This is a genomic window from Leisingera sp. SA215 (assembly GCF_055902035.1).
In genome coordinates, this window is the sequence record NZ_JBVVXU010000025.1 from 25,744 (window position 1) to 45,954 (window position 20,211).

The 20,211-nt window shown below is 67.6% G+C and carries 17 protein-coding genes; 8 read left to right on the forward strand and 9 right to left on the reverse strand.

Features of this window, described 5'->3' with window-relative positions; genetic code table 11:
* The first annotated feature begins 173 nt into the window (after positions 1-173).
* On the forward strand, positions 174-2,015 hold the full coding sequence (locus tag AC0KW6_RS19240; protein ID WP_474035729.1) for a glycosyltransferase: 1,842 nt from the start codon (positions 174-176) through the stop codon (positions 2,013-2,015).
* Positions 2,016-2,086: 71 nt separating this feature from the next.
* On the opposite strand, the gene AC0KW6_RS19245 is transcribed toward AC0KW6_RS19240, so the two are convergent.
* The 3 genes from AC0KW6_RS19245 to AC0KW6_RS19255 form a co-directional block, all read right to left on the reverse strand.
* Positions 2,087-3,112: a hypothetical protein gene (locus tag AC0KW6_RS19245; RefSeq protein WP_474035730.1), complete on the reverse strand. Its 1,026-nt coding sequence runs from the start codon at positions 3,110-3,112 to the stop codon at positions 2,087-2,089.
* Positions 3,113-3,218: 106 nt separating this feature from the next.
* Positions 3,219-4,367, reverse strand: a complete 1,149-nt coding sequence (locus AC0KW6_RS19250; protein WP_474035731.1) for a hypothetical protein — start codon at positions 4,365-4,367, stop codon at positions 3,219-3,221.
* A gap of 126 nt (positions 4,368-4,493) precedes the next feature.
* The gene (locus AC0KW6_RS19255; protein WP_474035759.1) at positions 4,494-5,426 is read right to left on the reverse strand and encodes a sulfotransferase family protein; all 933 of its coding nucleotides are present in this window, start codon (positions 5,424-5,426) and stop codon (positions 4,494-4,496) included.
* A 211-nt stretch (positions 5,427-5,637) separates the two neighbouring features.
* On the opposite strand from AC0KW6_RS19255, the gene AC0KW6_RS19260 reads away from it, so the two are divergent.
* From AC0KW6_RS19260 to glf, 3 genes are read left to right on the forward strand one after another with little or no spacing between them, the layout of a single operon-like run.
* Positions 5,638-6,486 (forward strand): glycosyltransferase, encoded by an 849-nt coding sequence (locus AC0KW6_RS19260; protein WP_474035732.1) that lies wholly within the window; start codon positions 5,638-5,640, stop codon positions 6,484-6,486.
* A gap of 42 nt (positions 6,487-6,528) precedes the next feature.
* Positions 6,529-7,710, forward strand: coding sequence for a hypothetical protein (locus tag AC0KW6_RS19265; protein ID WP_474035733.1), 1,182 nt, complete (start codon positions 6,529-6,531; stop codon positions 7,708-7,710).
* Positions 7,707-8,870 (forward strand): UDP-galactopyranose mutase, encoded by a 1,164-nt coding sequence (glf, locus tag AC0KW6_RS19270; RefSeq protein WP_474035735.1) that lies wholly within the window; start codon positions 7,707-7,709, stop codon positions 8,868-8,870. Before AC0KW6_RS19265 ends, glf begins: the two co-directional genes overlap by 4 nt.
* A 21-nt stretch (positions 8,871-8,891) precedes the next feature.
* Here the strand turns inward: glf and AC0KW6_RS19275 are convergent, their stop codons facing one another.
* From AC0KW6_RS19275 to AC0KW6_RS19295, 5 genes are all read right to left on the reverse strand, one after another.
* Positions 8,892-9,887, reverse strand: a complete 996-nt coding sequence (locus AC0KW6_RS19275; RefSeq protein ID WP_474035736.1) for a glycosyltransferase family 2 protein — start codon at positions 9,885-9,887, stop codon at positions 8,892-8,894.
* Positions 9,888-9,900: 13 nt separating this feature from the next.
* On the reverse strand, positions 9,901-10,431 hold the full coding sequence (locus AC0KW6_RS19280) for a hypothetical protein (RefSeq protein WP_474035738.1): 531 nt from the start codon (positions 10,429-10,431) through the stop codon (positions 9,901-9,903).
* Positions 10,432-10,436: 5 nt separating this feature from the next.
* On the reverse strand, positions 10,437-11,174 hold the full coding sequence (locus AC0KW6_RS19285; protein WP_474035739.1) for a sulfotransferase family protein: 738 nt from the start codon (positions 11,172-11,174) through the stop codon (positions 10,437-10,439).
* Between the two features lie 22 nt (positions 11,175-11,196).
* Complete coding sequence (locus AC0KW6_RS19290; protein WP_474035740.1) at positions 11,197-12,003, reverse strand: ATP-grasp fold amidoligase family protein; 807 nt, start codon at positions 12,001-12,003, stop codon at positions 11,197-11,199.
* A gap of 90 nt (positions 12,004-12,093) precedes the next feature.
* A complete protein-coding gene (locus AC0KW6_RS19295) occupies positions 12,094-15,405 on the reverse strand; it encodes an exostosin domain-containing protein (protein ID WP_474035741.1) in 3,312 nt (1,103 codons plus the stop codon).
* 171 nt (positions 15,406-15,576) lie between these two features.
* On the opposite strand from AC0KW6_RS19295, the gene AC0KW6_RS19300 reads away from it, so the two are divergent.
* The gene (locus AC0KW6_RS19300) at positions 15,577-16,119 is read left to right on the forward strand and encodes a hypothetical protein (RefSeq protein ID WP_474035742.1); all 543 of its coding nucleotides are present in this window, start codon (positions 15,577-15,579) and stop codon (positions 16,117-16,119) included.
* 8 nt (positions 16,120-16,127) lie between these two features.
* On the opposite strand, the gene AC0KW6_RS19305 is transcribed toward AC0KW6_RS19300, so the two are convergent.
* Positions 16,128-17,207: a glycosyltransferase family 10 domain-containing protein gene (locus AC0KW6_RS19305; protein WP_474035743.1), complete on the reverse strand. Its 1,080-nt coding sequence runs from the start codon at positions 17,205-17,207 to the stop codon at positions 16,128-16,130.
* Between the two features lie 270 nt (positions 17,208-17,477).
* Between AC0KW6_RS19305 and AC0KW6_RS19310 the strand changes: the two genes are divergently transcribed.
* The 3 genes from AC0KW6_RS19310 to AC0KW6_RS19320 are packed head-to-tail and all read left to right on the forward strand — an operon-like array spanning position 17,478 to position 20,206.
* Entirely contained in the window at positions 17,478-18,443 is a 966-nt protein-coding gene (locus AC0KW6_RS19310; protein WP_474035744.1) for a hypothetical protein, read from the forward strand.
* A 3-nt stretch (positions 18,444-18,446) separates the two neighbouring features.
* Complete coding sequence (locus tag AC0KW6_RS19315) at positions 18,447-19,268, forward strand: hypothetical protein (RefSeq protein ID WP_474035745.1); 822 nt, start codon at positions 18,447-18,449, stop codon at positions 19,266-19,268.
* Positions 19,265-20,206 (forward strand): hypothetical protein, encoded by a 942-nt coding sequence (locus AC0KW6_RS19320; RefSeq protein WP_474035746.1) that lies wholly within the window; start codon positions 19,265-19,267, stop codon positions 20,204-20,206. Before AC0KW6_RS19315 ends, AC0KW6_RS19320 begins: the two co-directional genes overlap by 4 nt.
* The last annotated feature ends 5 nt before the right edge of the window (positions 20,207-20,211 follow it).

A 20,211-nucleotide genomic window follows, 5' to 3' on the forward strand; every position in this document is an offset into this window, starting at 1 on the left:
CCTTGTTAGAGCCTGTTTTGCATGTTGCGCGCCCGGCAGGGGGGAGACTGCGCCGCGGCATTCCCGGCGGAATTTGCCGATTCCAGCCGCCGCGGGAGAACGCGGACGTGTACTTCCTGGCACGGCTGCAGTATGCAGCGGGCGGTTCTGGACGGGTGTAAGAGGGGACAGGTATGAAAGACGCAGCGGCGGCCGCGGCCGGGTTTACCACATTGCAGGCGCTGATGTGGCCTGAGCCGGGGATCTGCACCGAGCGGGAGCTGTATCTGCGCGCGCAGGGCCCGGCCGGGCCGGTGGACGCCCCGGATGGCGCCCCGGGCGGCTACCGGTTTTTTGCGGGCAGCTGCGCCCGGTTCGACACCTGGTTCAACCTGTTCAATGCCGGCACCTGGAAACGCCAGTGCAGCCTGCAGAGCCTGTTTCTGCTGCTGGAGGGCGAAGGCACCTTCACGGTGTCGGTTTTTTCAGCGCCGCGCGGCCGTTCCTGGGACCGGACGGATTGCATTGCCGAGCTGGTGCCAGGCGAACCGGTCCGGCTGGATCTGTCGGCGGTGCTGGAGGAGGCCGGGGACACCGCGGTGCTGTTTTTCGAGCTGCAGGCCGCGGGCGGCGACGCCGTGCTGACCCAGGCCGCCTGGCAGACGGCGGATGCGCCGCGGCGCACGCCGCGGCTGGCGCTGGCCGTCACCAGCTTCAAGCGCGAGGCGGAAGTGGCGCGCACGGTGGAGCGCTTCAGCGCCTTCCGCGCGCGCTCCTGGATGAAGGATCACGTGCAGCTGATCGTCACGGATAACGGCCAGTCGGTGGAGCTGCCGCCGCAGGACGGGGTCACGGTCATTCCCAATGAGAACCTGGGCGGCGCGGGGGGCTTTACCCGCGGCCTGCTGGAAGCGCGCGCCCGCGGCGCGTCCCATTGCCTGTTCATGGATGACGATGCCTCGATCCATATGCAGAGCCTGGAGCGCAGCTGGATGCTTCTGGCCTATGCCGAGGATCCCGCCACCGCCATTGCCGGCGCGATGATCAGCGAGCAGCACCGCTGGGCAATCTGGGAAAACGGCGCCTGCTTCTTTACCCGCTGCCTGCCGCTTCACATGGGCACCGACCTGCGTGATTTCGAACAGGTGGCAGAGATGGAATGGGAGGTTTCCGGGCCGCCGCCGCAGGGGCTTTACGGCGGCTGGTGGTATTTTGCCTTTCCGGTGGAGCAGGCGGAACACCTGGCGTTTCCGTTCTTCGTGCGCGGCGATGATGTCAGCTTTTCGCTGGCCAACGGGTTCAACATCGTGCGCCTCAACGGGGTGGTGTCCTTCCAGGAGAGCTTTACCGAGAAGGAAAGCCCGCAGACCTGGTATCTGGATCTGCGCAGCCACATGGCGCATCACCTGAGCCTGCCCGCCTTGGATGTCGGCGCCACGGGGGTGCTGAAAATCGCTGTCTGGTTCTTCCTGCGCAACCTGCCGCGGATGCATTACGACACGCTTGCCGCGATCAACCTGGCGGTCGAGGATGTGATGCGGGGGCCGCAGTTCTTTGACGAAAACGCCGACATGGCCGGGCGCCGGGCGGACATCAAGGCGCTGACGGCAGCCGAGGCCTGGCAGGATCTGGAGCCGGATGCGGTGCTGCCGCCGGTGCGCCATCAGCCGCCTGCCGCCTGGCGCCGGCATCTGATGAAGCTGACCCTCAACGGGCTGCTGATCCCGGGCTTTGCCCGGCTGGGGCGGCGGATCACCGTGCAGGCCGAAAGCCGCGGCGCGCTGGGGATCTGCTGGGGCGCTGCTGAGATTACCTTTTTGAATGCCGCGCGCAGCAAATATTACACCGTGCGCCATCGCAAGAAAGCGGCCTGGCGCGAGACGCTGCGGTTTGCCAAAAACGCCCGCGCCTTCCTGAAGGCCTATGACCAGCTGGCCGCCGATTACCGCGCAGGCTACGGGACGCTGACCAGCAACGCCTATTGGCAGGCCAAGCTGGGGCTGGCCGAAGCGTCGGAGCGCCAGGCCGCGGAATAGGGGCCGGCGCCGGGGGGCGGCTCTTGCAGACCCCGGCGCCGGCCGCATGGCCCGGGCCGGGGATCTTGGTCTTACCCTTGCTTTTCGGCTTGTGCGGCTTCCCGTTCCGCCAATTCAGCCGCCTGATGGGCAATCACCGTTTGCATCAGCGGGGTGACCAGGTCGCGCATCAGCGCGTAGCTGTCGGCGGGCAGTTCCATCCGCGCCAGCGGCGCATCAGCAGCCGGCAGCGGGTCGAAGAACAGCTCTTCGCGGCCGAAATAGCGCTGTGCGACGGCGCGGTTGCCTGCGGCATAGCCGGCCATCACCGCGGCGCGTTGTTCAGGTGGCATTAGCCGCTCCGACTGCTTCTTGCTGCCGCCGTACAGGGCCTTGTCGATTTCGGCGCAGGCCGCGGTCAGCACGCCGCGATAGCCGGGCTGCGCCTCGTCCAGCGGCAGGCAGCGCATGAATTCCGAAATCGCGGGCGAGTAGCTTTCGTTGATATGCGCGGGTGCCCGGAACCCCTCCCGGTCGGTCAGGCCGATGCTGTCGCAGAAGGTTTCGATCGGGCCGCCCTTCATCTGGTCCCGCTCATGCACGTTCACGATGATGTTTTCCTGCCCGAACAGCGCCTCCAGATGGCGCAAGTAGCGGTCGTAGTGGATCCAGTGGAAATCCTCGCGCACCGCCATGAAGTCATCGAAGGTGCAATGGCTCAGCTTCCGGTTCCACTGCCATTTGATGTTCTGAAAGAACCAGCTCTCCAGCCAGCTGTCCTGGCGGCGCAGGGTGAAGACCAGTTTGACGTCGAACCACTCGCGGAACGCCGCCAGCACGGAGAGATCGCGGCGCATGCAGACGTCCTCGTCGCTGAGGATCACTGTGTGGATCGGATGCGGCCGCTTGTCGGCCCGGGCGGTGAGGGTCTGGGCCACGTCCGCAGGGCTGCGTTCACCGCTGAACAGCTTGTTCATCAGCTTCAGATGGCGGCGGACCTTGAACGGGTAGAAGACCCCTTTTTCCTGAAGCGGATCGAAATTTGCATGCAGATATTCCTGCAGGGCAGAGGTCGCGGTCCGGTGGGCGCCGATATGGAGGATCAGTGTGCGTTTCAACCTGGGTACCTGTGATGTTCTGCGGCCGGCGGCCTTTGACTTTACGGGGGGTGCTTAGCGTTTTTTCGGGCCAGTGCCAAAGAAAATCCCCGGCCCTGGCCTGGCCCTAGGCTGTATCCGGCCGGGCCAGGGTGGCGGTGATTTCATCCAGAGTTTCCCAGACCGCCTTGGCGTTCTTGCGATGGGCCGGGGAACCGGCGGCAATGTCGTCGGGCGCGCGCTGGGACACCGAGACCTGGTATTCCTGGCGCCAGGCCCGGGGCATTCTCCGGATCAGGGTTGCGATGCGGGTTGCAGCTTCCTTCAGCCGGGTTTTCTGATCCGGGCTGAAATGGGCATCGGCAGAGAAATCCTGCCCGTCTTGAGAGGTGCCGTCGCGGCTGCGCAGCAGTTCCTCCTCCAGGATGGGCTGGTCGAAAAACTGGCGGTCTATTGCGCCGGCATCGTCCCGGAACGCGTCCAGCAGGTGGCTGGCGCTGGCCTGGTCGAGCGCGGGTTTTTCGCCGCTGCGCCCTTCCTGTGCCGAGAGGCTGCGCTGCAGCGCGCCGCCAAGAGCCAGCCTGTGATGGTCCGCCAGCTCCTGGCGGCGCCAAATCTGCTGCACGAGGCGCAGGCCGGACAATTCCGCGACGGAGAGCGCCTCATTGACCGTGTCCAGGGGCAGCAGTTCGAATTTCCCGCCGCCAAGGGCGTGATGGAAGAAATCGGACACCGCGTCGCCATCGCGCAAGGCGCTGCGCACAAAAGGGCGCAGGATCATGCTGCTGCCAAAGACGCTGCGCCAGGCTGGGAAGCGCTTGGCATAATAGAGCGTCGGCACGGTGGTGATGAAGCGGCAGAATTCCGGCAGGGAGCCGTCGAAAGTGCCAGTCTTCAGCCGCTGGCCATAGGCCGAGAGGGCGCGCGAGGCATGCGGGCGCACGTAGGAGATCGTGCGCACGGGCAAGCCGGGGAAATACGCCGTCAGCACCTGGCGCAATTGGTGCGGGCTGCGCCGGGCCAGGAATTCGGTCGAGATCACGCCGGTGCCGCCGTCGCGGGCGGCAAACCAGTCGCGGATGCCGCCGAATTGCGCCTGCACGAAAGCGGGGTCGGCGTCTGCCTTCAGCGCATTGGCCAGCGGCGCGTTGTTGAGATGCTGCTGGGGGATGAGCCGTGCCGTGCTGCAGCGCCAGGCACCGGCGTTCAGCACCGATTGGATCGAGCTGGTTCCGGTCTTCGGGTCTCCTGTGTGAACAAGCAGCTCCTGTATCATTGCCGCCTCCCGTCAGGCGTCGAAACGCGTGAAATCGAATGTGCTCCAGCGGGCATACCGCGCCGTCGTGCGCCGGGTGCCATGTCTCTGGGTAGGCAGCAGACGCAGCGCATGGTGCGCGTGGCGTCAGTCATCGGAGGCGCTCCCGGTGTCGTTGGAGAGGGGGTAGCCGAAATATTCCCAGGCCCGGACCAGATTGCGTGTCCGGTAGCCTTTGGGGAAGTCGGCGATATATTTGCCGTTGGAGTTCTTCACCGCGCTGAAGCGGTCCGCCAGCGGCAGCGGAGCGGGGCGTTTTTCGAGGTCGCAGAAGGCGGCAATCCGCGCGGCCGTGCCGTCCGGATCCTCGCAGAAATCCTCGTAGCGGGCCAGGATGCAATCCTCGCCAAGATCCTGGAAGGCCTTCATATAGGCGGTGTTCCAATGGGCCATCAGCTGCGGCACCGGCAGTTTGTGCCACTTGCGGGTGGACAGGGAAACGGCGCGGGGATCGCGGGTCCAGACGACGAAACGGGCGTCGGGGAACAGGCTGCGAAAATAGGGGATCCGCACGATATTGGGGGGTGATTTCTCCAGCAGCACCGGCGAGTCACCGCTGGCCCAGCTGCTCCATTGGGCCAGCAGCCGTCGGCCGGTCTTGCGGGCCCGCTCGGGTTTCTTCAGCGGCGCAAATTGCATCTGCGGATAAAAGGCAAAGGCGCCGGGCCCGCCGAAGGGGCGTTCTGCCATGTACACGTCTTGCAGGAACTGGCCTTCGTTTTCGGGCACTTTGGCTGATTGAAAGAAGCTGACACTGTAATGGGCGCAAAGATAGTCATGCAACAGCGTCGTACCGCTGCGGTGCAGACCACAGATGAACACCGGACGCTTGATGCGAACCGCCTCGGGCGGGGAGGTCCGCACCCGGCGGCGCTTCACCTGGAGGTCTGATTCCCCCAGACGTTCCAGCGTGTCGCGCGCCTGGCTGAACTGCCCGTCTTGCAGCAGCCTGTGGATCGTGCGGGCGGTTTCCCGGGCTTCTGCCGCCGCCGCAGGAGGGGAATATTTCTGTTTTTTCATCGCTACCTTGCTGTCCATCGGGCCGCGGTTTGCAGTTCCGGTCCTCATAGCGGGTTGCGGGCCGCTGCTCCAGCATGTTGTGGCAGGCCGGGAAGGCGGCCTATGGTGTGGCGGCAACACCCGGCCGTCCGGGGATATTAGTCTTGATGCGCTGGGGAGGGGCCGATAGTCAGAGCATGGTTTAACCTTTCGCACGCAGGATCGCATCGTCTTGAAGAATCAGATCATCGGCATTGTGCCTTTCTCCTATGCGGCCAGCGACCGGTTTCAGGCGGCACGGGATCACCAGGATGAAGCGCAGCTGTTGCGGGCGTTGTTCGACGAGACCCGGATCGCCTTTCGTTTTGGGATGCTGGAGCTGCTCAACGCACATTCGTTCCAGACCCAGGGCGACCGTGATTTCTCGGTGATCTACCTGGTCTCCGAAGGAATGCCGCCGGAGCACCGCCGACGTCTGGAGGACACTGTCTCGGGGGTGCCCGGGGTGCGCATCATCGCGCTGCCGCAGATGCCGCTGGCCGAGGCGGTGCGGCGCGCCTTTGAGCAGGTCATTGATCCGCTGGCCGAACATGTCAGCCTGTTCCGGCTGGATGACGACGATGCGCTGGCGGTGGATTTTGTCGCCAGCCTGCGCCGCCGTGCGCGCCGCCTGATCAAAGCCGGGATGATCCAGAAGCCCACCGTGCTGAGCGCCACCCGCGGGGTCTACTGGAAAAACGATGGCAAAGGCGGCTCGCAGCTGATCGACATTTGCGACCGGGTGCCGCTGTCGATGGGCTACACCATCGTCAGCCCGCGCGAAGACATCGGCCATCACTACCTGAAGGGCCACCGCGATGCGGCGATGTTCTACCCCTGTTTCATGGACCCCTCGCGGATCATGTATGTGCGCTCGGTGCATGGCGACAACGACGGCGGCATCTCCAACCTGAATCGCGGCCAGGTGCTGGATGATGACCGCGCCCGGCAGGTCATGCGCCGCCGGTTCGAACTGGACGCGGATCTGCTGCTGGCGCCGGAGGGCGCGTTGGAAGGCAAGACCTTCAGCCAGCGGAGCTGACACCACGATTTCCGCGGGCAGCAAACGGGAGCGGCTGGAAACATGATCAAATCTCTTGTTTTTCACATTGGGGATCCCAAGAACGGGAGCTCTTCGATCCAGCGTGCCTTGTTTGACCGGAACTGGAGCTGCGAGCAGGTCAGCATCGCCCCGCAGCAGGAGCTCAATGCGTCCGGTCTGGCCAATACCCTGCTGAAGGATGATCAGCCTGGGCGGCGCCGGAAGCTGTTCCGGCAGAAACGGGACTGGGCGCGCCGGGAAGAGGCTGATCTGGGCGTGATCTCGGCCGAATTCTTTGCCAGAGTGCGCCCGCGGCGGCTGCAGCTCTGCCTGCAGGAGCATTTGCCGGAGCATGCTGCGGGCGCACGGATCTTGGCCTATGTGCGGCCGCATGCCGCGTGGGTCGTTTCTGCCTATGGCACCCGGGTCAAGACTGGCGGCAGTTTGGGTACATTGCCGGAGTTTGCTGCACAGATTTGCCGTGGCAAATTCTTGGATTATACTCCGCGGTTCTCGCGCTGGGAACGCGCCTTCCACGACCGTTTTATACTGCGCCCGTTTATACCTGCGGAACTGTACCACGGCGATGCGGTGGCGGATTTCTTTCAGCAGATTCTGGACGGGGCGCCTTTCTCGCTGCAGGAGGAGCCCGCGGCAGCGAATGCCTCACTGTCGGTAGAGGAAATCTCTGCCATGCGGGTGATCCAGGAGGCTTGGATGCGCCTGGAGGTGCCTAAACCTTTGCGGCTGGCCTTGGGCGGGGCCTTGGGGCGGACGCTTGAGGGGCTGCCCGCCGACCGGGCGGGCAGCAAGCTGCGGCTTGACCGGCGAAGCGCAGAGGAACTCCGTACGCGCTTTACCGAGGACGCGCGCGCCCTGGACAGCGCCTTTTTTGGCAAGCCCCTGATGGCGGAGGCGCTGGACGGGGCGGTGGCGGCCGCGCTGCCAGAGCAGCAGTCCCTGGAGGCTGAGGACTATTTTACCGCCGCGCAGCTGGCGGAGATGCGGGAGGCGGCCGCTGCGCTGGTGCCGCCGCTGCTGCAAGACACCCCGGCCTGGCGCAATGATTACCGGTTCCGCAAGGCACCGGGATCGAGTGATGGCCAGACCGCCGCTGGCGGGCAGCGGCAAAAGGCGCAAGTCGATGATGTATGGGCGCAGCTCAACCGCCTCGCGGGGCTCATGGGCAGGGCGCAGAGCGAAGACAAGAAGGTGACCACATGAATTTTCTGATGGTAGGCGCAGGCCTCTCGGGCGCGGTGATCGGGCGGCATCTGGCCGAGGCAGGCCATGACATCACCGTGATCGACAGCCGCCCGCATATCGGCGGCAACTGCCATACCGAGCGCGATGCGGACACCGGCGTCATGGTGCATGTCTACGGGCCGCATATCTTTCACACCGACGACGCCGAAGTGTGGAACTACGTCAACGCCTTCGAGAGTTTCAAACCCTACAAGAACCGGGTGAAATCGACCACCCGCGGGCTCACGGGCGATAGGGAAGTGTTCTCGCTGCCGGTCAATCTGCACACCATCAACCAGTTCTTCCGCAAGACCCTGCGCCCGGAAGAGGCGCATGATTTCATCACACAGGAACAGGCCGATACCTCGATCACCGATCCGCAGACCTTTGAAGAGCAGGCGATGCGCTTTGTCGGCAAGGACCTGTATGAGGCGTTCTTCAAGGGCTACACCATCAAGCAATGGGGCATGCACCCTTCGGAGCTGCCTGCGAGCATCCTGAAGCGGCTGCCGGTGCGCTTCAACTATGATGACAACTACTTCTTCCACCAGTTCCAGGGGATGCCCGAGAACGGCTATACCGCGATGATCGGGAAGATCCTCGATCATGAGAACATCACCGTTCAGCTGGAGACAGCGTTCACTGCGGAAATGGGCGAAGGCTTTGACCACGTGTTCTATTCCGGGCCGCTGGATGGCTATTTCGGCTATGAGCTGGGCCGCCTGGGCTACCGCACCCTGGATTTCGAGCGCTTCACCCACCAGGGCGATTACCAGGGCTGCGCGGTGATGAACTACGGCGAGGAAGAGGTGCCCTATACCCGGATCACCGAGCACAAGCATTTCAGCCCCTGGGAAAGCCACGAAGGCTCGGTTCTCTACCGCGAGTTCTCGCGGCTGGCGGAGCCCGGCGACATTCCCTATTACCCGGTCCGCCAGGTGAAGGAGAAGGAACTGCTCGCCGCTTATGTGAAGCTGGCGGAAGAGACGGCGGGCGTGACCTTTGTCGGCCGTCTGGCCACCTACCGTTATCTCGACATGGATGTGACCATCCGCGAGGCGCTGGACGCCGCCCGCAGCTTTGCCGATTGCCTGGACAAGGGCGAAGCGGCGCCGGCCTTCTTTACCGCGCCGTTGTGAGCGGCGGCTGCCCGGCCGGTTTCAGCCGGGCAGGGAAAACAGCTCTGCGGCCCGCTGCCAGTCGGCGGGCCGGTCCTGTTTCAGGCGGCGGCACATCTCCCGGCTGAGGTGGCGCTGCAGGAAGGCGCCGCCCCGGCTTCTGAGCTCCGCCTGCAGATCCTTGGCCAACGTGCCCTGCACCCAGTTCAAAAGCCCCAGCGCAAAACCGAAGAAGGCCGGCGCGTAAAGATCCTTGGCGGGATCCGGGCTGGCGGCGATCTCCAGCGCGATCTGTTCCAGCGGTTCAAACACCCGCAGCCGTTCGCCGTCCAGCCGGTTGGTCAGCCGGCTGCCGCCGGGCTGCACGAAATGGGTGACGCCGGTGCAGGCGCTGCTGAGGATGGTCCGGGCCCGCAGGAAGCTCTGCCAATGCAGGGCGATGTCGTTGTGCACCAGGGTTTCAGAACAGCGGATGCCCTGCTCCAGCAGGAACTCCGTGCGGTAGATCTTGTTCCAGGGGTAATTGGCGGTCTGCGCCAGCAGCGGCGCGGCGCTGTCCGGCACCGGGCGCAGGCTGCCCTGGGCCAGCCCCGCCTGAACCCAGAAATCCTGATCAAAGGGCATCTGCCCCCACTGCCGGCCCTGCGCCATCCGGCTGTCGTGGTGCTGGAAGATGCAGAAGTCGAACGGATCCGCCTGCGCCAGCGCCTGGCACAGGCTGCGCAATTCGCGGGCGGGCAGGTCATCGGCATCCAGAAACAGCAGATGCCGGGTTTTCACATGCAAAAGCGCCCGGTTGCGCGCCGCGCCTGCACCCTGCACCCGGTCCTGGCGCAACAGGGTCAGCCGGGCAGGCTCCAGCCCGCTGTCCCGGGCCAGCGCTGCGGCATCAGGGGCGGGCAGGGAGCCGTCATCGGCCACGATCACCGCCTTGGCGATGCCAAGCGCCGCCAGATGCCGCAGCAGCCGGGACAGATTGCCGTTGTCATCATGGCTGGGGATGGCGACGGTCAGGTCGAGGGGCGGATCAAGGGGCATGGCGGACTCCGGCTCAGACGGCAAACAGATGCAGGTGCATCAGGCTGAGATCAAAGTTCTGACAGGGCAGGAACAGCACCATCTCATGCCAGGGCGCATCCAGCGGCAGCTGGGGCCGGCTGTCGAGATGCAGCGCATCCACATGGCTGTGGGCGCGGCCGGTGGCCAGGATGTGGCGGTCCAGGAAACAGTCGGCAAAGCCGCCGTCCGGCAGGCCAGCCCGCAGGCAGGGGCGCAGCATCACCGGTTCCGGCGCGGCGGTGCGGCAGACAAAGCCGAGATAGCTGATCTCCTGCAGCGGCGGCAGCTCCAGCGCCAGATGCAGCCCGAACCAGCTGCCGCGGCCTGCCGGCGCGGCATGGAGATCAAGAAAGGAGCCGGCCGCAGAGCTGTAGCGGCCCGCCATTTCCAGCGCCGGGTCGGCATCGAGGAAGATCCCCGGTGCCAGATCCGTGCGCGCGGGGCTCAGGGATCCGTCCCGGCGGCTGGCAGCAAAACTGCCGAGCCCGGGGCTGAGGGCAGGGGACAGGGGGGCAGGCATCATGGTGGTCACCGGTCATCCTCCGCTGTGTCTTGCAGCGGCGGCGGCATCAGCGCGCAGAGCTGCTTGTAGGCGGCCCAGTCGGCTTCGCGGGCCACTTCGGCGCGGATGTCGTCGCGGCGCGGCACCAGCTTGCTGTTGAGGGTTGCGAATTTCTCCGCAAACGGTGCCAGCGTCTCCGGCTCCAGGTTGCTGAGCCCCAGCCGGGTGAACAGCGCGTTGATGGCGCGGGGGCTGGCGTAGATGTCCTCATACTGCACAAAAGTGAACTGCTGCAGCTGCGCCGGCGCCAGGGCGGCGATGCGGGCGACGCTGTCGTTCCAGGCCGCCAGGCCCGCGCGCCAGTCCAGGGTCCAGGTGTCCCCGGGGTCCTGGAACCGGGCCTCGTAGCTTTCCACCACCGACAGCGGGTTGCGCAGAATGTAGATATGGCGGGCCTTGGGAAATTCACGCAGCACATGGTCCAGATGGCGGAACATCGGCGGGTATTTGTCGCCGACATAGACCGCATTGTCATAGCGGCGGGGACGCTGCGGGACAAACAGGCCGCCATGGGCATGGGTGTCGCCCTCGCGGATATCGAGAAAGCGCTCCTTTTCGAAATGGCCAGGGCTGATCCTGTTCTGGCGGAACTTTTTGAAGTAGCGCTCCTGGCCGATCAGGATGTGGTTGTGCTGATTGAGGATATTGACCAGGGCGCTGGTGCCGGCCCGGGCGGTTCCTGACAGAAAGAGATGCTGCGGCATGGTCTGGAAACTCCTGTCCGGATCAGAACGGGTCCGGGTAGCGGTCCATCAGATCGCACAGCACATTGCTGCCGATCCGGGTGAACTGCAGCCCGGCATTGGGGTAGGAGGTGAACTCGCCGAACACCACGCGGCTGGCGGTGATGTAGAAATCCAGCCGCATGAAACAGTTGATGTCGCGGGCGATGCGGGCGGAGAGCGCGAGAAGCTCCTCGAAATGGGCCGGTTCGGGGATCACCGGCGCCAGCTTGTTCTCGCGCTGGAAATGATCATAGGCCACCCAGTCCTGGCTGTAATAACGGTGGCTCCACTCCGCCTTGGGGCCCTGGCGGTTGACCACCTGGATCACCCAGGGCCGCCCGCCTGCCACATAGACCTTGAAATCGCGCGGCACGGTGAAGGCGGGGTCGAAATCCTGGATGAACTCCTCGGCGATGACCTTGCTGCCCGGTTTGAAGAAACTGCCGGCTTCATAGCGGCGGCGGGTATAGGCGGCGCGGTCCGCCAGCGGCACCGCATCGCCGGTGAACACTTCACGGCTGCCGTCGAACAGCAGCACGCCGTCATTGTTGGCAGCATTGTTGGGCTTGACCACCACCCGCTCCGGCAGGGCGGTGAAATCCAGCGCCTCCAGCCCTTCGGCCTCGGCGAAGCGCTCGGGCAGCGGCAGCTCCAGGCGGCGGGCGTAGTTGAACATCGAGGTCTTGTTGACCAGGCCGGCGATGTATTTGCGCCGCTGCTGCCGCTTGGGGTCTTCCTGCGGCGCAGCGCCCTTGTACCAGCGGGCCAGCCGGTCATCCATGCGGCGCTTGAAGTCAGTGTTTGGCATAGGCGTCCCATATTGGTCCCGGCTGTGCGGGGGTGAGCGGAAAACAGGCGGGCGGGGGCAGGCGGAGCTGTTGGCAGTCTGCCGGCAATCTCATGGCAGGCAGCTTTCCAGTGCGTCCGTGACGGCATCGGCGATCCGCTGCCGTTCGCGGGCGATGGCGTCCGGATCGCTGAAGCGGACCTGCAGCAGGCGGGCGGTTTCCAGCCAGGCTTCGGCGCAGGCGTGGTCCGGGGTGAAGCTGGTGATCCGCTCTGCGGCTTGGGCGGCGTCCAGCCCGCAGGTGTTGATCATCGCCGCTTCCGGCACCAGCTCATGCACCCGGTGGCCGGGGCCGGCATAATAGGCCGGCATGGCGCCGGCCAGGAAAGCGTCAAACAGCTTTTCCGAGATATAGGCGTGCTGATGGGTGTTCTCATAGGCCGCCATCACCCGGGTGCGCATGTCCAGCGCCGCCAGCTTGTCCAGGTGCCAGTCGGCCAGCGCCTGGCGCTTGGCGCCGGGGCGCCAGCCGCGGCCTTCGCGCAGGGTGCCGGGCAGCTCTGTCAGCCGCGCCACCTCGGTGCGGTAGACGCTGAGCCCTTCGACCTGCTGCTCCGGCCAGACCCTGGAATAGGCGGGGGTGTCGCGCACCTCGGCATAAAAGGCGGCCGGCACCGGCGCCGCGTGCCAGTGCTGCAGCAGCGCCGCCGGGCTGAGCCGCGCATGGCGCGCCAGCCCCAGCCCGTAGCGGGCCAGGAAGCCGGTGCGGGTCAGCAGGAAATAGGGGATGGATTCAAAGTCGAAAATGGCGGAGTTGCTGTGGTTGAACACATGGTAGTCCAGCACCTGGCCCTCCAGCGGCATCTGCTGGCGCCGCGACATCAGGTCGGTGTTCCAGATGCTGTCCCACAGCGGTTCCTCGGACAGAACCACGGTTTGCAGATCCGGGTTCTGCTGCCGGGCGGCGGCCAGGGCGGGGGCCATCTCGCGCAGATCGGCGCTGAAGCCGGTCAGCAGGATGTCCGCCTCTTGCAGCGTTTCAACCAGGGCGATGCGGTCCCGGGCCAGTTTGCGGAACGGCGCATAGGCCAGCGGGGTGCGGTTGGAATGCTTGCCCGGCAGGCAGACCCGCAGCGGGCCGCGCCGGATCAGGGCCGGGACCGCGGCAGGGGATGCGGCCGGATCCCGGCCGCTGCGGCGGCAGAGCAAGGCCCGGGCCCGGTCCAGCTGCCGGGCCAGCGGATGATCTGCCGCCAGCGCGGCGCGGGCCTGGGCCTCGGCGGCCTGGGCCAGGGGATCAGCGCAATGGGTGTCCAGCGCCGCGCTGCCATCCAGCAGCAGGCGGCTGGACAGGCTGCTGAGGTAAAGCGCGGCGGCGGCCGGGCGGGGCGCCGCCGCCTGCGGCGCGGTCAGCTCCTTGGCCAGGCCGGGCAGCAGGGCGGGCAGGCGGGCGGGGCCGGTCAGCCCCGCTGCCGCCTCCAGCATGAATTTCTGCAGGTCGTAGATGAAACTGTCCGGGCCATAGAGCGCCCAGAGCTGGCGGCCGCCGTGGCGCAGCCGCGCCAGCGCCTGCCGGTCGGCGGCCAGCGCCGCCAGCCGTTCCGGCAGGGCGCGGATCGCTTCGGGGGTTTCGTCGCAGAACACGGCGCCGGCCTGCCACAGCGCCGGATCGCCCGGCGGTGCCCAGCTGTCTGCCAGGATCACCGGCACCGCGCCGAGGCCGAGGCTTTCCCACAGGCGGATCGAATTGGGGCCGGTGCCCGAGGGGCAGAGCGAAAACACCGAGGCCCTGAGCGAGGCGCGGAATTCCTTGGAGGCGCTGCTGTCGACAAAGCCGGCGCCGTCGCGGCGGCTGCCGGAGCTGCCTGGCGCATGGATCTGATGGGTGTAGACCACCTTGTTGTAATGCCAGCTGTCGCGCCCGGTGATCTGCCCGCGCGGGTCGTTCTGCAGCAAGTCCAGGATCCAGTTGCGGCTGCCGGTCAGATAATGCTGGTTGGCGCGGGCGCCGATGAAGGAGAACAGATGCGGCCGCCCGCCGGTGTCCTCGCCATCCGTTCCGGCACCGGTTTCCTGCGGCCCGGCGGCCTGCACCGGAAACAGCGGGAAGGGATGCAGGCGCAGCCCGCCGCGGTCCAGCGCTGTCCTGTCCGCACGGGTGGCGTGGGACCAGAAGATCTCGGTGGCCCCGGCCAGGCGGAACAGCTCCAGCTCCTCCTTCATCTTGATGTGCTGGCAGACGGTGACTTTGACCGTGTCCTTGGGCACCCGGGCGCAGAAGGCGCGGAACTGCGCCAGATGGGCGGGCAGATCGGCGGTCTTGCGGTGCAGCTTGTCGATCAGCGTGGCCCAGGGATAGGCCAGATAGGTCACCCCGTCCGGCACCGCGCCGGCACGGGCCAGCTGGTGAAAGGCGTGCTGCTCGGTGACGGCCGGGTATTGCCAGCCGCTGTCATAAGCCAGGATGTTGTTCCGGAATGTGATGCTGCCTGCGGCCTGGGCGGGCGCGGCGGTGCTGCGGGCAATTTCCCGGGAGGGCTGCGGGGCGGCGTCCGGACAGGCCGGTGCGCTGCCCAGCACGGCGCTGCAATGGCGTGCCAGCGCAGGCAGGGCGTCCTCGCCGGTGATCACCAGGCTGCCTTGATCCGGGCAGCGGCTCAGGCGGCGCCAGGCCGGCGGGGTTCCGGCTGCGGCCCGGCCGGCCAGGTCTTCCAGGGCGGCACGGCGGCGGCTGGCGGGCAGCAGCGCTTCCAGTGCCGCCGCATCCGGCAGCAGCGGCTGGGGGCTGGTTCCGGCCTGGGCCAGCTGAACCAGGCCCGCATGCTGGCTGAACCGGCGCCACAGGATCCAGGCCGCGGTGCCCGGATCCGGGTCCTGCAGTGCCGGGTCCACGGCCGCCTTGCGCCACAGCCAGGGCCGGAAAAACGTCCCCGCCGGGGCCAGTGCCTCCCAATGGGTGCCATCGCTCAGCCCGGCTTGCAGCACCGGATCCGGCAGCGGCGCGGCGCCGGCGCTGCTCAGCCAGGAGAGCTGCTCAGGCGGGAAGTGCTGCATTGCCTCGGCCACGCCCTGCAGGGTCTCCGGCGGCAGGGTGCCGCCCGGCATCATCCAGCTGAACAGACTGTCTTCGGGACAGGCGTCGATGCCCGCCGCCAGGCCCGGCATCAGGCCGGGGGCCTGGGCGGTCCCGTGGCTGAAGATCAGCTCTGCGCAGTCTGCGCGGCGGCGGCCGCTGCGGAATTGCGCCTGCCACCAGTCCAGCTGCCGGGTGCTGTCCGCGCTGCCGTCCGGAGCGGGCAGCACCGCATGGCAGTGCAGGCGGAACGGGCCGGCCTGCTCTGCCAGATTGTGCAGGGTGCGGTCGAGACCGCTGCAGCCGTCCAGGCAGGGCAGGATCACGGCAAGGGTGGGCAAGGCGGGCATGGGGGATCCGTGCAGACTGAAATCTTCCGCGCAACCGCGGCGGCAGTACCGCCTGTAGCAGCCTGCTCCGCAGTTCTCAACCGGGGCTGGGCCGGAGAGGCCGGGCCGGCTTGCAATCCGCGGCGTTTTCCGGGAAGTTGGCCGCCGCATGATGACATGAGGATCTGCCCTGTGACCCGACCGGAGCCCCCTGCCGCGCTGCCTGCGCTGGCCTCTTTGCGTGATCAGATTACCGCCCTGGCGGAGGGGGACCCGCAGGAGGTGCGGGCCGGGCATCTGGATCTGGGCCCCGACCTGTGGCTGTCCTGCGACCCGGCCGGCAGGGCGCGGATGCGGCTGGGCGGCGGCAGCGGCGGCGGCCTGGTGTTTGAGCTGGCTGAGGCCGACAGCGGCGGCTGGGCCTGCCTGGGGATGCGGCTGCAGGCGCAGGAGCTGCAGCAGGCGCGCCATGCCGGCCTGCGGCTGGCGCTGCACAGCGGCGGAATGATCTCCTGCCGGCTGGCGCTGCGGTTTTTCCTGCCCGAAGGCGGCTTCCGCGACATCCACGCGGCGGCGCCGGTACTGCTGCCGCCGGGCCGGCGCGAGGTGCTGCTGCATGTGCCCTGCGACCCCGGGCTGGCGGTCCGGGCCACTGGCTGTGAGCTGAATCTGTTCCTGCTGGATGACAGCCTGGAGGCAGAAAACCTGCAGATCGAGCCGCTTTTGATGCTGTAGACCCGCGTTCAGGCGGCGGCGGGGTCCGGCCAGGCGCTGCTGTCCTGATCCAGGATGCTGCGGAATTCCGCCAGCAGCGCCGCTTGCAGCCGCTGGCGCTCCAGCAGCCAGTTGCGCGGATCGCCCAGCAGGACCGACAGCTGCCGCTGGGCCGCAGCATAGGCTTCGCTGGTGCGCTCCAGCCAGGCGGCATCGCCCCAGTCCAGCCCGTCCAGCCGGGCCGCCGCCGGGCCGGCGGAGAGACCGTGCAGATTGAGCCAGCTGGCCGCGGGCAGGCCCAGATCATGGACCCGGTGGCGCGGCCCGGCGGTATAGGCGGGCAGGGCGCCGCAGGCAAAGGCGTCGAACAGTTTCTCGGTGATGTAATCGGGCTGATGGGTGTTCTCGAAGGCGCCGACCACCCGGGCGCGCCCGTCCAGCAGGGCCAGCTTGTCCAGGTGCCAGTCGGCCAGCTGGCTGCGCACCGGGCGGCCGGTCTGCCAGCTGTGCCCCAGCCGCTCGATGCGGCCCTGGCGGCAGGCCTGCGCCACCTCGGTGCGCCAGTGGCACAGGCCGGTGATGTCGCCCTCCGGCCAGCGCAGCGAATGATGGGCGCCGTCCCGGCGCTCAAACAGAAAGGCCAGGTGGCTGCGCCGCTGCAGGAAGGCCCGGCGCCAGTCCGCCGGGGTCTGCCGGGCGTTGCGGGCGAATTTCGCCGCATAGGCATTGGCAAAGCGGTGGTTCGTCAAAAGGTAGTAGGGGATCCGGGCAAAACGGAAGATGGCACTGCTGTGATGGGTCAGCTGATGCACCGGCAGCCGCCCCCAGGGGCTGTCCGCCAGGCGGTGGCGGGCCAGCGGCTGACGGCCCCAGAGCGTGTCCCAGAACGGCTCTTCCGACAGCAGCACAACGGGGCGGCGGCGCTGGCGCCAGTCCTCAACCAGCTCCCGGGGCGCATGTTCGATGTCCAGGATATGGGCAAAGACATAGAGATCGGCCTCGCCAGGGGTCTCCGCCTCTTGGATATGGCCGTCAAACAGCGGCGCCAGCGCCGGGTAGCTGAGCGGCGTGCGGCGGATGTGCGCGCCGGTTTTGAAAATCCGTATCATGTGCTGCCGTCTGCCTGCCTGCGGGTGCCGGTTTCTGCCTGGTGCTGCCGCAGCCCATAGCAGCCCGGCACCGGGATGTCCTCCCCAAAGGCGGGGCAAAGGCGGTTCGAAGGCGGGCGGGGGGGATTGCGCCGGGAGCCGTCTTGCTATTCGGGCGTGCGCGCCCGTAAAAGGTTTCCGGTACGGGCGGCCCCTGACAGGCAGGCGCCGCGGCGGACAGCGGGTTGCGGAGAAGCCGGTGCAGCGGCAAGGCGGTTGAGGATCAATCATATGGCAGGCGATAGGGCAGAGGCGGCCCCTTTGGCGGCGGCTGGGGCAAGCCGGGGGATATTGTTATGGGCGGCGCAGGCGCCGCTGGGGGCGGCCCTGCAGGCTGTCTTGCAGGCGCAGTATTCCGTAACCCTGCTTGAGGCACTGCCTGCGGCGCTGCCAGAGGGGGGCGGGGCGGTTGTGCTGCTGGCGCGTCCGCCTGCCGATGCGTTTTGCGCCGGACTGCAGGACGGGCTGGCGCCGGCTGCGGCCTTGGCCGCCGCGGGACAGGAAATTGAAACGGTGCTGGCGCTGCAGATGCAGCACCGCCAGCGGGTGCTGCTGCTGGACGGCGGCGCGGCCCGGCAGACGCCGGAAGCGCTGCTGGCCGGTTGCGGGCTGGCGGCGGAGGACGCCGCGCAGCGCCGCCTGCAGGAGGCCGCGGGTGCCGCCCCCGATGCGGTGCTGCTGGCGCTGGCCGCGGCCCGGCTGCAGGCAGATCCCGGCCTGCGCCGCCTGGCCGGGCAATTTGCCGCTTCTGTGCAGGCGGGGCAGGCCGCCGCGGATCCTGATGCGGCACTGAAGGTTTTTCTGGCCGGGCAGGACGCCGCCGAGGAACGGGCGCTGCTGCAGGCGCAGCAGCACAGCATGTATGAACAGATGGAAGCGCTGTACCGCGAAAAGCTGCAGCTGGAGCGGCAGCTGGAACAGGCCGGAGGGCGGTTCACCAGCCTGCAGGCGCAGTCCGAGGCGGCCCAGGCGCAGCTGCAGGCCGAGGCGGAGGCCCTTAAGGGGCGGCTGCGGGCCAAGGCGGAGGTGCTGGAGGCGGCCGGGCACCGGATTGGCGGCCTTGAGCAGGTGGCCGCCGCCCAGGCGCAGACTGCCGCCGGCCTGAAGGCGCAGGTGCAAACCCTGCGCAACTCGCGCTCGTTCCGCCTGATGGCGCCGCTGCGCAGCGCCCGGCGCGCCCTGCGCGGAACCCGCTGAGCCATGGCGGCGTTTGCTCTCTCTTTTCCGGCAGATTACGTGCTGCATATCGGTGCGGGCAGCGGCGGTGCCGCCGAAGGCTACCTGCAGGCGGGTCTTGATCCGGTGGTGCTGGCCGAGGCGGATCCCGAAGCCATGCCCGGGCTGCAGGCCCTGGCAAAGCGGTTCGCGCCGCTGCAGGCCATTGAGGCGGTGGTCTCGGCCAAGGGCGGCCCGGGCATTTTCCACAGCTGCAATTTCGCCGGTCTTAGCAGCCTGTCAGAGCCGGCAGAGGCGCTGTACCAGCTGTTTCCGGGCCTGCAGGTGCTGGCGGAGGAGGCGGTGGAGACGCAGGCCATTGCGGATTTCATGGCGCGCTGCGGCCTGTCCAGGGCGGGGAGAGGGCTGCTGGTGATCGAAGCGCCGGGCCAGGCGCTGGCGCTGCTGCAGGCGCTGGAGCAGGCGGACTGCCTGCAGCATTTCCAGACGCTGCGGCTGCAGGAAGGCCGGGAGCCCTTGTACCGGGGAGCGCCGGGGATGGCGGCGCTGCGGGAAGGGCTGGAGGAGCTGGGCTATGCCAGCTGGCTGGAGGCGGCGCCGGAAGATCCGGACCGGCCCTATGCGGTGGCCTGGCGGAATGCGGCGGCGCTGGCCGCCGGACAGCAGCGGGCCGCGGCAGAACAGAAGCTGCAAGCCTGCACTGCCGATCTGGCGGAGCTGCAGCAGCGCTATCGGGCGCTTTTGCACGCGAAAGAGGCGCAGGAGGATCTGCTGCGGCGGCTGGCGGACCGGCTGGCGCCGCTGGCCGGTGACGCAGGGGCCGCGGCGCCGGAGCCAGAGGAATGAGTACGGGCGCCGGGAGGGATGCGCAGGCGCGGCTTGAACGGTTTCTGGCGGCGGGCCCGGGCCGGGAGGCTGCCGGGCTGGCGCCGCCGGAAGCGGCCCGGCTGCTGGCAGACTGCCGCGCTGCCGCGGCCGGTCCTGCGCGGCCGGTCCTGCGCAGCCTGCATCATTTCGCCTGCACCGGCGGCACGCTGTTTTCCAAATCCATCGCCGCCCTGCCCTGTGTCCGGCTGCTGAGCGAGGCTGATCCGTTCAGCACCCTGGGCTATCAGGGGGCCTTTGCGCCGCGCGATCTGATCAGCCTGGCCAAGGCAGGCTCCAGCCCGCCGGGGCAGGAGGTGCTGGCGCGGATTTTCCAGGCCGGCCTGGCGGCGCTGGCGGCAGAGACCCGCAGCGAGGGGCGCGATCTGGTGCTGCGCGATCACAGCCACAGCCATTTCTGCACCGGTCAGGACCAGCCGCCGCAGCGGCCTTCGATGAGAGAGCTGCTGGCCGCCGATTACCGCCTGCTGAGCCTGGTGACGGTGCGCCATCCGCTGGATTCCTGGCTCAGCCTGCTGCGTCAGGAGTGGGTGCATTTTGCGCCCGCAACGCTGCAGGAATACGCCCGCCGCTATCATCTGTTCCTGGATCACTATGCGGGCACCGAAATCCTGCACTACGAGGCGTTCACCGCCGCGCCCGAAGCAGGCATGGCCCGGATCTGCCAGCTGCTGGAGCTGCCCGCCAGCGCGGATTTCCAGCGCCGGATCGCGGCTCAGAGCCTGTCCGGCGACAGCGGCCGCAGCGGTGCCGCCATTGCCGCCCGCCCGCGCCGCGCCGTGCCCGCAGGGACGGCGGCGGAGCTGGCTGCGGCGCCGGCCTACAGCAGTCTCTGCGCCCGGCTGGGTTATGACCCGGACCCGCAGGCCCCCGCCTGGCCTGGCCTGGCGGCGGGCTGAGCCGG